This is a genomic window from Methylopila turkensis (assembly GCF_027922325.1).
Taxonomy (GTDB): Bacteria; Pseudomonadota; Alphaproteobacteria; order Rhizobiales; family Methylopilaceae; genus Methylopila; species Methylopila turkensis.
Genome location: NZ_BSFL01000001.1, coordinates 378,822 through 391,685 on the forward strand (window position 1 = coordinate 378,822; position 12,864 = coordinate 391,685).

The 12,864-nt window shown below is 71.7% G+C and carries 13 protein-coding genes; 11 read left to right on the plus strand and 2 right to left on the minus strand.

Annotated elements, in window-relative coordinates; genetic code table 11:
• Positions 1 to 25 precede the first annotated feature (25 nt).
• From PKE78_RS01745 to PKE78_RS01775, 7 genes are all read left to right on the plus strand, one after another.
• Positions 26 to 673 (plus strand): thiamine phosphate synthase, encoded by a 648-nt coding sequence (locus tag PKE78_RS01745; protein WP_271199120.1) that lies wholly within the window; start codon positions 26 to 28, stop codon positions 671 to 673.
• Positions 670 to 1,761, plus strand: coding sequence for a tetratricopeptide repeat protein (locus PKE78_RS01750; RefSeq protein WP_271199121.1), 1,092 nt, complete (start codon positions 670 to 672; stop codon positions 1,759 to 1,761). The genes PKE78_RS01745 and PKE78_RS01750 overlap by 4 nt, the downstream gene beginning before the upstream one ends.
• An 85-nt stretch (positions 1,762 to 1,846) precedes the next feature.
• A complete protein-coding gene (gene efp, locus PKE78_RS01755; protein ID WP_271199122.1) occupies positions 1,847 to 2,410 on the plus strand; it encodes an elongation factor P in 564 nt (187 codons plus the stop codon).
• A gap of 160 nt (positions 2,411 to 2,570) precedes the next feature.
• Entirely contained in the window at positions 2,571 to 3,149 is a 579-nt protein-coding gene (locus PKE78_RS01760) for an NADPH-dependent FMN reductase (protein WP_271199123.1), read from the plus strand.
• 57 nt (positions 3,150 to 3,206) lie between these two features.
• Positions 3,207 to 3,992, plus strand: a complete 786-nt coding sequence (locus PKE78_RS01765; RefSeq protein ID WP_271199124.1) for an inositol monophosphatase family protein — start codon at positions 3,207 to 3,209, stop codon at positions 3,990 to 3,992.
• Between the two features lie 97 nt (positions 3,993 to 4,089).
• On the plus strand, positions 4,090 to 5,142 hold the full coding sequence (locus tag PKE78_RS01770; protein WP_271199125.1) for a flagellar motor protein MotA: 1,053 nt from the start codon (positions 4,090 to 4,092) through the stop codon (positions 5,140 to 5,142).
• A 196-nt stretch (positions 5,143 to 5,338) separates the two neighbouring features.
• On the plus strand, positions 5,339 to 6,361 hold the full coding sequence (locus PKE78_RS01775; protein WP_271199126.1) for a peptidoglycan -binding protein: 1,023 nt from the start codon (positions 5,339 to 5,341) through the stop codon (positions 6,359 to 6,361).
• A 54-nt stretch (positions 6,362 to 6,415) separates the two neighbouring features.
• Here the strand turns inward: PKE78_RS01775 and PKE78_RS01780 are convergent, their stop codons facing one another.
• Both PKE78_RS01780 and PKE78_RS01785 read right to left on the minus strand, forming a co-directional pair.
• Positions 6,416 to 6,838: a GNAT family N-acetyltransferase gene (locus tag PKE78_RS01780; RefSeq protein ID WP_271199127.1), complete on the minus strand. Its 423-nt coding sequence runs from the start codon at positions 6,836 to 6,838 to the stop codon at positions 6,416 to 6,418.
• Positions 6,839 to 6,841: 3 nt separating this feature from the next.
• Positions 6,842 to 8,653 carry an ABC transporter transmembrane domain-containing protein gene (locus PKE78_RS01785; RefSeq protein ID WP_271199128.1) on the minus strand — a complete coding sequence of 604 codons (1,812 nt, stop codon included), beginning with the start codon at positions 8,651 to 8,653 and terminating at the stop codon, positions 6,842 to 6,844.
• A gap of 210 nt (positions 8,654 to 8,863) precedes the next feature.
• Here PKE78_RS01785 and rpmE point away from each other — a divergent pair, with 210 nt between their 5' ends.
• From rpmE to PKE78_RS01805, 4 genes are all read left to right on the plus strand, one after another.
• The gene (rpmE, locus tag PKE78_RS01790; protein WP_271199129.1) at positions 8,864 to 9,097 is read left to right on the plus strand and encodes a 50S ribosomal protein L31; all 234 of its coding nucleotides are present in this window, start codon (positions 8,864 to 8,866) and stop codon (positions 9,095 to 9,097) included.
• Between the two features lie 88 nt (positions 9,098 to 9,185).
• Positions 9,186 to 9,584, plus strand: coding sequence for a hypothetical protein (locus PKE78_RS01795; RefSeq protein ID WP_271199130.1), 399 nt, complete (start codon positions 9,186 to 9,188; stop codon positions 9,582 to 9,584).
• 35 nt (positions 9,585 to 9,619) lie between these two features.
• A complete protein-coding gene (locus PKE78_RS01800) occupies positions 9,620 to 11,704 on the plus strand; it encodes a putative bifunctional diguanylate cyclase/phosphodiesterase (RefSeq protein WP_271199131.1) in 2,085 nt (694 codons plus the stop codon).
• A 319-nt stretch (positions 11,705 to 12,023) separates the two neighbouring features.
• Positions 12,024 to 12,833: an alpha/beta fold hydrolase gene (locus PKE78_RS01805; RefSeq protein WP_271199132.1), complete on the plus strand. Its 810-nt coding sequence runs from the start codon at positions 12,024 to 12,026 to the stop codon at positions 12,831 to 12,833.
• The last annotated feature ends 31 nt before the right edge of the window (positions 12,834 to 12,864 follow it).

Sequence of the window (12,864 nt, forward strand, 5' to 3'; positions counted from 1 at the left end):
TCCCTCCCCCGTGAGCCCACGCCCGATGACCGACGACGCCTCCGCCCCACGCCTGATGCTCGTGACGCCGGAGCTCGCCGAGACCGAGGCCTTCCTGCCGGCGCTCGAGGCCGCGCTCGCGGCCGGCGACGTCGCGGCCGTCGCGATCCGGCTGGCCCCAGCCGACGACCGCGCCCGCATCGCGCGGGCCAAGCCCCTGATCGCGGCCGCGCAAGGCGCCGGCGCCGCCGCGCTGATCGCCGGCGAGGGCGTCGAGGACATCGTGGGCAAGTCCGGCGCGGACGGCGTCCATGTGGTCGGCGAGGCCGCGGCGGCCGAAGCCGTCGAGCGCTTCCAGCCCGAGAAGATCGTCGGCGCCGCGGTGTCCCGCTCGCGCGACGACGCGATGACCGCCGGCGAGCGCGGCGTCGATTACGTGCTGTTCGGCATGGCCGAGAACGGCGCGGCCTGGTCGGCGGAGCAGACGCTGGAGCGCGTCGCGTGGTGGGTTCCGATCTTCGAGACCCCCTGCGTCGGCTTCGCCGGCTCGCTCGACGACGTCGCGGCGCTCGCCACGACCGGCGTGGAGTTCGTCGGGCTCGGCGACGCGGTGTGGCGCCACGAATCCGGACCGGCCGCGGCGGTCGCCGCCGCCCACGCCGCGATCTCGCTCGCGCGGGCGCCGACTCCGTGAAACGGCTCGCCGCAGCGCTGGCCGCGGCGGCTGTCGCCTGCGGCGCCGCGCAGGGACAGACGCGGCCGAACGAGCGCGATCCGAAGCTGCCGGTGCCGAGCTTCAGGGACATGATGATCCTGACGCCGGACGGCGCCGGCGATCCCGCGCGCAGCGTCGCGCCAGCGCAGCCGAAGGCGCCCGAGCCCGCGGCGGCCGTCGACCCCAACGCCGATCTGCCCTACGGCGCCTATCAGCGCGGCCATTACATCGAGGCCCGGTCGCAGGCGCTGAAGCTCGCGGAAGGCGCCCGGCTCAACAGCGCCGCCATGACCCTGCTGGGCGAGCTCTACGCCAAGGGCCAGGGCGTGCGCCGCGACGTGCCCCAGGCGATGGCGTGGTACGAGCGCGCCGCCGATCTTGGCGACCCGCAGGCGATGCTCGCGCTCGGCCTGATCCATGTGAACGGCGACGGCGCCCCGAAAAACGTCGCGCGCGCGATCGAGGAGTTCGAGCGCGCTGGCGAGCTCGGCCAGCCGGCCGCGCTCTACAATCTCGGGCTTCTGCGCCTGCAGGCCGGCGACGCGCGGGCCGCCGCCAAGGCGTTCGCGAAGGCCGCCGAGATCGGCGAGCCGGACGCGCAATACGCCTACGCCGTGCTGCTGAAAGAAGGCCGCGGCGTCCCCGCCGATCCGGCGGCGGCGGGGAACTGGCTCGCCAAGGCGGCGGCGCAGGACCAGATCGCCGCCATGGTCGAATACGCGATCGCGCTGTTCCGGGGCGTCGACGTCGAGAAGAACGAACTGGAGGCCGCGCGTCTGTTCCGCCGCGCCGCCGAACGCGGCAACGCCATCGGCCAAAACCGGCTCGCCCGGCTCTACGCCTATGGCCGCGGCGTCGGGCGCGATCCGGTGCGCGCTGCGGCCTGGCACCGGCTCGCGAGCGATCAGGGGCTGGTCGACACCTGGCTCGAGGGCTTCGTGCAGACCCTGCCCGAGGCCCAGCGGACCGAGGCCGCGGCGCTGGCGCGGTCCTGGGCCACGCCGTTCGGACCGATCCCGGAGGCGGAAGCCGCCGGCGCGCGCACGATGGCCGCCCCGAAACCTTGACGCCGCGCCCGGCCGGGGGCAAACGAGCGCGACCATTTTTCAAGCCGCGCCGCGAAGCGCCGGCCTTCGCGCGAAAGACCGACCTATGAAGATCAACGGAAACCAGATCACCCCCGGCATGGTCCTCGAGCATCAGGGCGGGCTCTGGGCCGCGGTCAAGACCAACGCCGTGAAGCCCGGCAAGGGCGGCGCCTTCAACCAGGTCGAGATGAAGAACCTGATCGACGGCCGTAAGCTTAACGAGCGCTTCCGCGCCGACGAGACGGTCGAACGCGTCCGGCTTGAGCAGAAGGACTTCCAGTTCCTCTACGCCGAGGGCGACGATCTGGTGTTCATGGACACCGGCACCTACGAGCAGATCACGCTCGCGACCGACTTCATCGGCGAGCGCGCCGCCTTCCTGCAGGACGGCATGACGGTGACCGTGGAGATGCACGAGGAGCGCCCGATCGGCGTGAAGCTGCCGGATCAGGTGACGCTCGAGATCGTCGAGGCCGATCCGGTGGTGAAAGGCCAGACCGCCGCCTCCTCCTACAAGCCCGCCAAGCTCGAGAACGGCCTGCGCGTGATGGTGCCGCCTTTCATCGCGTCCGGCGAGCGCATCGTGGTCGACACCAACGAGGTCACCTACCTCCGCCGCGCGGACTGAGACGACCGAGCGACGGTTCGCTCGGAGCCACTGCGTCATGCCCAGCCTTTCGGCCGGGCATCCACGACTTCGCCGACGTCACGCCCGAGGTCGCAAGTCGTGGATGCCCGCGAAGACGCGGGCATGACGGCTGCGTTCGCGGACTGCCCGAGGAGCCATCATGCCCCTGACGCTTCCCGTCCTTTACGGCTCCGTCCGCACCGAGCGGCAGGGGATCGCGCTCGCGCGATGGATCGCGGAGACGCTGCGCGCCCGCGGGCATGACGCCCCGCTGATCGATCCGATGGAGCGGCGCCTGCCGCTGCTCGACCGGATGTACAAGGAATACGAGCCCGACGAAGCGCCGCCCGTGCTTCGGGAGCTCGCCGAGCTCTACGGGCAGGCCGACGGCTTCGTTCTCGTCACGGGCGAGTACAACCACGGCGTTCCGCCGGCGCTGAAGAACCTGCTCGACCACTTCCTCGAGGAGTATTTCTGGCGGCCGTCCGCGATCGTCAGCTACTCGGCGGGCGGCTTCGGCGGCGTTCGCGCCGCGATGCAGCTGCGGGCGATCGTCGGCGAGCTCGGCATGCCGTCGATCCCCTCGATCTACGCCGTGCCGAAGATCGGCCAGGCCTTCGACGATGCCGGCCGGCCGACGGACGAGAAAGTCGCGACGCGGTTCGACCGCTTCGCCCGAGAACTCGAATGGTACGCCGAGGCGCTCAAGACCAAGCGCGCGGACGGCGTGCCGTACTGACCTGACCTCCCAGCGCCTCCCCCGGGGGCGGCGCAGACCCTGAAAGCGAACTTGTCCATGGCCCGCTCGCCCGTCCTCAACGTCATGGTCCAGGCCGTCATGAAGGCCGGCCGCGCCATGCGCCGCGACTTCGGCGAGGTCGAGCAGCTTCAGGTCTCGGCCAAGGGCCCGGGCGACTTCGTCACCGCCGCCGACCGCAAGGCCGAGGAGACGCTGTTCGCGGAGCTCTCCCGCGTGCGGCCGGGCTACGGCTTCGTGATGGAGGAGCGCGGCGAGGTCGCCGGCACCGATCCGGACCACCGCTGGATCGTCGATCCGCTCGACGGCACCACGAACTTTCTGCACGGCATCCCGATGTTCGCCATCTCGGTCGGGCTGGAGCGCGCGGGCCAGCTCGTCGCCGGCGTGGTCTTCAACCCGATCACCGACGAGCTCTACACCGCGGAGCGCGGCGGCGGCGCCTATCTCAACGACCGCCGTCTGCGGGTCGCGGCGCGGCGCGACCTCGTCGACGCGGTGATCGCCTGCGGCGTGCCGCATCTCGGCCGCCCGGCCCACGACCTGTTCCGCGAGGAGCTCGGCCGCATCCAGGGCCGCGTCTCCGGCATCCGGCGTTTCGGCGCGGCCTCGCTCGACCTCGCCTATGTCGCCTCCGGCCGGCTCGACGGCTTCTGGGAGCGGGACCTGAAGAGCTGGGATCTCGCCGCGGGCCTGCTGCTGGTGCGCGAGGCGGGCGGCTTCGTCACCGACGCGGCCGGCGGCGACGCCATGCTCGCGCGCGGCTCGGTCGTCTGCGGCAACGAGGCGATCCACGGCCAGCTTCTGAAGCTCGTGAAGGGCTGACGAACGCTGCTCGACCGTGGTTCCTACGCACTTTTTTAGCAGCGGGAACCGTGGTCTATGGATGCGCAACAAAGCGCAACCGCCGGGCGGCCCGTCGATGTCCCTGTCCGAACTCGACCCCTACAAGCTGTCCTCGCCGCGGGTCTTCCTGCTCCGGATGGTGATCTTCCTCGCGCTTGCGGGCTTCGTTGGACTGATCCTGCACGACCAGATCGGGAAGGCGTTCTTGGCGAACGCCGGGCTCAACGGCCTGATCTTCGCGGTGCTGATAATCGGCATCCTGCTCGCGTTCCGGCAGGTCATCCGGCTGTTCCCCGAGGTGCGCTGGGTCAACGGCTTCCGCATGTCGGAGCCCGGCCTCGCGCTGCGCGACCAGCCGAAGCTGCTCGCGCCCATGGCGAGCCTGCTCGGCGACCGGGTCGGCAACGCGCCGATCGGCACCAACCTGATGCGCTCGATCCTTGATTCGATCGCGACCCGCCTCGACGAGGCGCGCGAGATCGGGCGCTACCTCACCGGCCTGCTGGTGTTCCTCGGCCTGCTCGGCACCTTCTGGGGCCTGCTGGAGACCGTCGGCTCGATCTCCGGCGTGATCTCGTCGCTCGGCGGGAGCGGCACGCAGGACACCGGCGTGCTGTTCGAGGAGCTGAAGACCGGCCTCGCCGGCCCGCTCGCCGGCATGGGCACCTCGTTCTCCGCGTCGCTGTTCGGCCTCGCCGGCTCGCTGATCCTCGGCTTCCTCGACCTTCAGGCCGGGCAGGCCCAGAACCGCTTCCACAACGAGCTCGAGGACTGGCTCGCGGCCGCGGTGGCGGTGGCGGACGCGGACGCCCGCGACGGCGTCTTCGGCCCGCCCGCCCCGGTCGCGGCCGCCGACCAGGCCGGGCGCGGCGAGGTCGCGGCCGCCCTCGACCGGCTCGCCAAGACCATGGCCGAGCAGGGCGGCGGCGGCTCCGGCAAGGCCGCGGCGCAGGCGACCGCCCACCTCGCCGAAGGCATCCAGGGCCTCGTCAAGCACATGCGCTCCGAGCAGCAGATGATCCGCGACTGGGTCGAGACCCAGTCCAACCAGCAGGAGGCGATCCGCGACCTGCTGGAGAAGCTGCTGTCCGAGCGCGCCCGCGGCGAAAGCGAGCGGGCGCAGCCGTGAACAGCGTCAGCCCGCTCCACCTTCCACTTCTCCCCGGCGGGGAGAGGTCGCGAGGCGCAGCCGAGCGGGTGAGGGGGACGAGAGCTTTCCGGATGGGACGAGGCCCCCTCACCCGGCCCTTCGGGCCGACCTCTCCCCGCCGGGGAGAGGTGAAGACGAGCGCCCGTCTCCGCAACCGCGCAGCGAGATGGCTCCCATGGCTCTGAGCGCGCGGCGGCGCTACCGGCCGGTCGACTACTGGCCGGGCTTCGTCGACGCGCTGTCGACGCTGCTGCTCGTCATCATCTTCCTGCTGACCGTGTTCATGGTCGCGCAGTTCCTGCTGGGCCGGGAAGTGTCGGGCAAGGACACCGCGCTGCAGCGGCTGAACGCGCAGATCGCGGAGCTCACCGAACTGCTGGCGCTGGAGCGCTCCACCGGGCTCGCGTCGAAGGACGAGGCCGCCTCGCTGATGGCGAGCCTCCAGGCCGTCGAGAGCGAGCGCGACCGCCTCCGCGCCGAGGCGCAGTCCGGCGCGAGCCGGGCGGACGCCGCCGGCGGCCAGGTCGCGGAGCTGCAGGGCTCGCTCGATCGCGAGCGCGACCTCTCCGCCCGCGCCCGCAGCCAGGTCGAGCTGCTGAACCAGCAGATCTCGGCGCTGCGCCGCCAGATCGCCGCGCTCGAGGACGCGCTCAACGCCTCCGAGAACCGGGACCGCGAGAGCCAGGCCAAGATCGCCGATCTCGGCTCGCGGCTGAACGTGGCGCTGGCCCAGCGCGTGCAGGAGTTGGCGCGCTACCGTTCCGACTTCTTCGGACGGCTGCGGCAGATCCTCGCCGACCGGCCCGACGTGCGCGTCGTCGGCGACCGGTTCGTGTTCCAGTCCGAGGTGCTATTCGACGTCGGCCAGGCGCAGCTGAGCGAGGCGGCCCGTCCCGAACTCGACAAGCTCGCGCAGGCGTTGGTTCAGCTGAACGGCGAAATCCCCTCCGACATCAACTGGGTGATGCGCGTCGACGGCCACACCGACATCCGCCCGACGCGGGGCGCCTTCCCCTCGAACTGGCTGCTGTCCTCGGCGCGGGCGATCGCGGTGGTCGAGTATCTCGTCTCGAAGGGCGTGCCGCCGCAGCGCCTGCTCGCCGCTGGCTTCGGCGAGTTCCAGCCGCTCGACACGGCCACGACCGAAGACGCCTACCGCCGCAACCGCCGCATCGAGCTCAAACTGACGGAGCGCTGAGCGCATCCCCCTTGCGCTCCAGCTCCGCTCTCGGCGCAAACCTAAGCGCGCGTCTTAAAACGTCTTACTGAGGAAGAACCGCTCGCGGCCGCGGGGGTGGCCGGGTATGGAGCCGAAGACCTCGAAGCCGAGCTTCTCGTAGAAGCCGCGCGCCTGGAAATCGAAGGTGTCGAGCCAGATCCCGGCGCAGCCGCGAGCGCGAGCCTCCCTCTCCGCAGTGCCGAGAAGCGCGCGCCCGAAGCCCGCCCCGCGCAGTCGTTCCGGCACCACCAGCAGCTCCACATAGAGCCAGTCGAAGCTCGTGCGCCCCCACAGGCCGCCGACCGTCCGGGCGGTCGCGGGATCGCGCAGCAGCACGGCGAGTGGTCTGGCGCCGGAAGGCCCGACCGACGCCTCGTTGAAGGCGATCAGCTCGCGCAGGATAGCGTCGCGGTCGTCCGAGCCGGCCGCGTCGGTGAGCACCAGGTCGGGCGTCACGCCTCAGCCCGCCGCGACGCGCAGCGCCTCGTCGACGCGGCCGAACTGCAGCTCGGCGAGCCGGGCGTAGAGGCCGCGGCGGGCGACGAGCTCCGCATGGGTTCCCTCCTCCACGACCGCGCCATCCTCGATCACAACGATTCGGTCGGCGGCGAGCACGGTCGCGAGGCGGTGCGCGATGACGAGGGTGGCTCGGCGTGCGCCGCGCGCCGCGATGGCCTGCTGCACCAGCGTCTCGCTCTCGGCGTCGAGCGCGGAGGTCGCCTCGTCGAGCAGCAGCACGGGGGCGTCGCGCAGCAGCGCGCGGGCGAGCGCGATGCGCTGGCGCTGGCCGCCCGACAGCGTCACGCCGCGTTCGCCGAGCAGCGTGTCGTAGCCCTGCGGCAGCGCGCCGATGAAGCCGTGCGCGCCGGCCTCGCGCGCCGCCGCCTCGACCTCGGCGTCGGTCGCGGCGAGACGGCCGAGGCGGACGTTCTCGCGCGCGCTCGCGGCGAACACCACCGGGTCCTGCGGCACCAAGGCGAGCCGCGCCCGCACGTCCTCGAGCGCCGCGGCGCGGATGTCGACGCCGTCGAGCGTCACCCGGCCCGCGGTCGGGTCGTAGAAGCGCAGCGCCAGGTTGATCAGCGTGCTCTTGCCGGCGCCGGAGGGGCCGACGATCGCCACCGTCTCGCCGGGGCGCACCTGGAACGACACGTCCCGCAGCACGACCCGCTCCGGCGCGCCGGGATAGGCGAAGCCGACGCTCTCGAAGGCCAGTTCGCCCCGCGGCGGCTCGGGGAAGCGCACGGGCGAGGCCGGGTCGGCCACGCCGGGCCGGACCTCAAGCAGCTCGTTCAGCCGCTCGGCGGAGCCCGCGGCCTGGGACAGCTCGCCCCAGACGTTGGACAGCTCGCCGATCGCGCCCGCCGCGAACACGGCGTAGAGCACGAACTGGCCGAGCGTGCCGGGCGACATCGTTCCCGCGAGCACCCCGGTCGCGCCGTACCACAGCACCGCGACCACGCTCGCGAAGATCAGGAAGATCGCGATCGCGGTCAGCACCGCGCGCGCGCCGATCGAGCGCTCGGCGGCCGCGTAGGCGTCCTCGACCGCGGCGCGGAAGCGCCCGGCGACCCGCGTCTCGGCGTTGAAGGCCTGCACGCTGCGCATCGCGCCGATGGTCTCGCCGGCGAGCGCGGAGGCCTCCGCCAGCGTGTCCTGGGCGGCGCGCGAACGGCGGCGCACCGAGCGTCCGAAGCCGACCAGCGGCAGCACGATGACCGGGATCGCGAGCAGCACCATCGCGGAGAGCTTGGGGCTCGTCACGACCATCATCGCCGCGGCGCCGAGGAACAAAAACAGGTTGCGCAGCGCCTGGCTCGCCGTCGCGCCGAACGCCGCCTTGATCTGGGTCGTGTCGGCGGTGAGCCGGGAGACCAGCTCGCCCGAACGGGCGCTGTCATAGAACGCGGCCGACAGCGTGGTGAGCCGCGTGAACACCGCGTCGCGGAGGTCGGCGACGACCCGCTCGCCGAGCGTGGTCACAAACCAGTAGCGGGCGGCGCTCGCGACTGCGAGCACGGCGACGACCGCGAGCATAGTCCCGAAATACCAGTCGACCATGCCGGGGTGCTCGGCCGAGAAGCCGAAGTCGATCACCCGGCGCACCGCGACGGGAATCGCAAGCGTCGCCGCGGCGGACGCAACCAGCGCCACGAAGGCGCCGAGCATGCGGCCCTTGTGGCGGAGCGCGAACGGGCTGAGCGCTGCGAGCGGGCGGAGCGAACGCGAACTCCGGTCCCCCTCCCGCTCAATGGATCGGCGGCGGGCCATCACTGGGCGTCTTTGTTGTTGTTCTAAACGTCATGCGCGCGCTTTATGCCGCGCGGACCGCGCATCCGACAACCCCGACCTCCGCGGCCCAACCGCACGGCCCTGTTGTTCCGGCCTGCGCTTTGGGTTATAGGCTGCGCCCTCACGCGCATTCAGACCGTTAGACGCCGCCTTCCGGCCGAGCGTCAGCCGAAGACGATAGGCCTCGCCATGAAGACCGACATCCATCCGGACTACCACACGATCAAGGTCGTCATGACCGACGGCACCGAGTACCTGACCAAGTCGACCTACGGCAAGGAAGGCGACTCGCTGCAGCTCGACATCGACCCGAACACCCATCCGGCCTGGACGGGCGGCTCGACCCAGCTGACCGACCGCGGCGGCCGCCTCTCGCGCTTCAACAAGAAGTTCGCGAACTTCGGCATCTCGACCAAGAACTGATCGGCGCAACGCTGGTCCGCATGCTTTGGAAGCCTCGACCGCGCGGTCGGGGCTTCCGTCGTTTCAGCCCCTCGACAGAGGCCGCCGCTTGCCGAGAACGCTGACGCTCTCCCTCGCCGCGCTCGCCGCCGTCGCGCTTGTGATGTTCGGCTGGTCGTATCTCGACCGCCCGGCCGCTCCCGCCGCCCGGTCGGGCCTTTCCGGCGAGGCGCGCGCGGCCTTCATCCGCGCCGCCAACGACGCCTGCGTCACCGCCCAGACCGGGGCGCCGGAGAACGTGTCGCTGAAGCCCGAGGCGATCGCCCGCTTCTGCCGCTGCTACGGCGAGACGCTGGCCGACGCCATGTCGCCGGCCGACATCGAGCGCTTGGCGAAACTCAGTCGCGAGGAGATCGTCGCGGCGCAGGAGGAGAACGCGGGCGAGGCGTTCCAGTCGTGCTCCGAGCAGGTCGAACGCGACGCCGGCCGTCCGACCGAGGCTCGCTAACTCTTCCTTGACCATCTCCACGTTATGTCTTGGCGATGGCCAGCGAACCCACCACAGCGGCGTCCGAGCCGATCGGTTCGCGCGCCGAGGGCTGGCGCGGCGCGCTGACCGTGCGTTTCGCGGCGCTCATCGGCGTGTTCGCGCTCGGTCTCGCCGGCGTCCTGATCGCGACCTCGGCCTATGGCGTGCGCGCCTCCGCGCAGGAGCGGGCCGAGCGCGCGGCGATCGTCGCCTCGCTCGCCTTCCAGAACGCGATCGCGCGGGGCGACGCGCCTGACGCGGCCCTGACCACCCTGCGCGGTGAGCACGGCGCGGCCTACGCGACCTTGCAGAATCGGCCGGCGACGCCGTCCACGGAGGGCGCGGTCGCCGCGATCACGCTCGACGACGACGTGATCCGGCTCGCGCGACCGGTCGACCTGCCCGATGGTTCGAAGGCTGAGCTCCGGATCGGCGTCTCGCTGGCGCCCGCCGGCCAGGAGGTCGCGCGCATCGTCGCCGCGGGCATGATGGGCACCCTTGGCTTTCTTATGCTGACGATGCCGGCCGTCGTGTTGCTGTTCAACCGCACGACCCGGCCGCTCCGCGTGCTCGCCCGCGCCGTCACCCGCACGGGCGCCTCGGACGCCGATCTGACGGCCGCCGCCGACCGTGCCGACGAGATCGGCGCGCTCGCGCGCGCGCATCTCGCCGTGACGCGGCAGCTGCTGGCCACCAACGATGTCGTCCGCCGCCTCACCTTCGCCGACACGCTGACGCGGCTCCCGAACCGCGAGGCGCTTCGGGAGCGCATCGCGACGGGCCTGCAGATCGGCGAAACCGCGGCGCTGCTGAAAATCGGCGTGTTCGGGCTCGACCGGGTCGGCGCGGGCCTCGGCCAGTCGGCCGCCGACGCCGCGGTGCTGGGCGTCGCGGAGCGGCTGCGCGAGGTCTTGGCCGCCTGGGCGCGCAACGGACCACCGAGCCAGGCGCTGTGGGGCGACCGGACCGCCACGCTGGCGCGCACTGGCGAGACGGAGTTCGCCATTCTGGTCGAACGCGCGGCTCCGGACGCCGGCGACGACCTGGCTCAGCGGGCGCTCGCGGCGTTCGACACGCCGCTGGCGGTCGACGAGCATCAGATCACGCTCGGACTGGCGATCGGCGTGGCCTTCGCGCCCGCGAACGGCGACGAGGCGCGCGAGCTCTTGCGCAGCGCCTCGACCGCGCTCGCGAGCGCCCGCGCCGGCGGCCCGCAGACGGTCCGTCGCGCCGGCGTCGCCCTCAGCGACGACGCCTATGGGCGGCTGAGGATCGAGCAGGAGCTTTCCCGGGCGATTTCGAACGGGGAGCTGGAGCTGCACTACCAGCCGCAAATCGAGCTGCGCGGCGGCCGCGTCGTCGGCGCGGAAGCGCTGGTGCGCTGGCGCCATCCGACCCGCGGGCTGGTGCCGCCGGACAAGTTTGTGCCGGTCGCCGAGGAATGCGGCCTGATGGAGAGCCTTGGCCGCTTCGTCATCGAGCAGGCGAGCCGCCAGGCCGCCGCTTGGCGCGAGCTCGGGCTCGATATGCGCGTCGCCGTCAACGTGTCGGCGCTGCAATTCCGCAACCCGCGCTTCGCCGAGCAGACGCTCGCGCTGGTGCGCGGCGTGGGCTGCGATCCCGCCCTGATCGAGCTCGAAATCACCGAGAGCGTCGCGATGTCCGACAGCCTGCACGCCGCGCGCGAGCTCGCGCCGCTGCGGGCGGCGGGCGTCCGAATCGCGATCGACGATTTCGGCACCGGCTATTCGAATCTCGCCTCGCTGACCGCGCTGCCGTTCGACGTGCTGAAGATCGACCGGGCCTTCGTGCGCGACGCGATCGAGAAGCGGAACGCGCAGGTGGTGGTCGCGGCGGTGCTCGGCCTCGCCGCGAGCCTCGGCGTCGAGACGGTGGCGGAAGGCGTCGAAACCGACGACCAGCGCGCCCTTGTGGCGAGCCACGGCTGCACCTACGGCCAGGGCTACCTGTTCTCTCCCCCGCTTCCCGCCCCCGCCTTCGAAGCCTGGCGCCAGAAGCGCCTGATCGAGGAGCTGCGGGAGCTCAGCCGGCGCGCCGGCGTTTCGACCGAAGAAGCCGCGGCCAGAACGGCGACTTAAGCCGCCGACGGCCTCACGCAGCGCGCGTCGCGCTGGGCGATCCGCGGTGCGCGCGAGAACGACGGCTTCTGACGGCTTTTCCTGAGCTCGCGCCGCGACATCGTGCTGCGTCGACAAGCGCCGCACGCTGGCCTTCTGTCACTGAGCCGTGATATTGCGGCGCAGCATGTCATCATGCGCGGCGGCAACGAGAGCGGAGTGGCATCGCGTGACCTTACTCTCCGGCGACGCCGGACCTGTTCCGGCTTCTCCGGATCCGTCGGACCGACCTGAGCATAGGGAAATCGACGCCTCGGCGCTTGAGCGGATCGACGCCGGCGTGCGATGGTCGCTGCGGCCCGGGCCCCGCACGCGCTCTCTGGTGATCGTGTTCTCCGCCAAGCGGAAATTCGAGATGGGCGGTCAGGATTTCGGGGCGACGACCCTCGACCTGTCCGATCGCCGCGACGCTTATTACGCCGTCCGCACCTTGGCGCTGACCCGCGCGCTTCGCGACTTCATCACCGACAACGACATCCAGTCCGTTTGCTGCCTCGGCTACAGCAAGGGCGGCTTCGGATCGCTGGCGGTCAGCCGCGCGCTTGCGCAGGCCATGCCGGAGCGCGCCTTTTCGGCCTTCGCCTTCAGCCCGCAGACGCAGCTCTGGCCGGCGAACGGACGGCTGCGCTACCCGACCTACAAGGCGTTTCTGGAAGGCCTCAGGTCGCTGGACGCGACCGAGCGCCGCCGCACGGAGACGCTTGGCGACCAGACCAAACCCGCCAATCTGCCGAACCTCCGCTGGCTCGTGACCTACGGCGCGCGCAACCCGGTCGACGCCGGCGAGGCGCTCGCCCTGCGGGGCTCCAGCGTGGTGCTCGATCCGCTTCCGGTCAGCTTCCATGTCAGCCTGCTGTTCTACCTCGTCCAGGGCCTCGACCGGGAAGGCGTCACGGCCTACTTCCAGTCCATCCGCCGCGCGGCGCCGTCGTCCGACGCGGACGCCGCCTTCACCCAGCTTTCCGAGAAGGCCGAGCGGACGATCGACGAGATCATGGCCATTCCACCGCGCCGCACGCTGCCGGAGATCGTCGGCTGGCTGCTGAGGGGCGAATGGCGCGGCGCGGCGGACCGGGCGCAGGCCGCCTGAGCGCGGGCGGGGCGCGATCCGTCATTGAGCC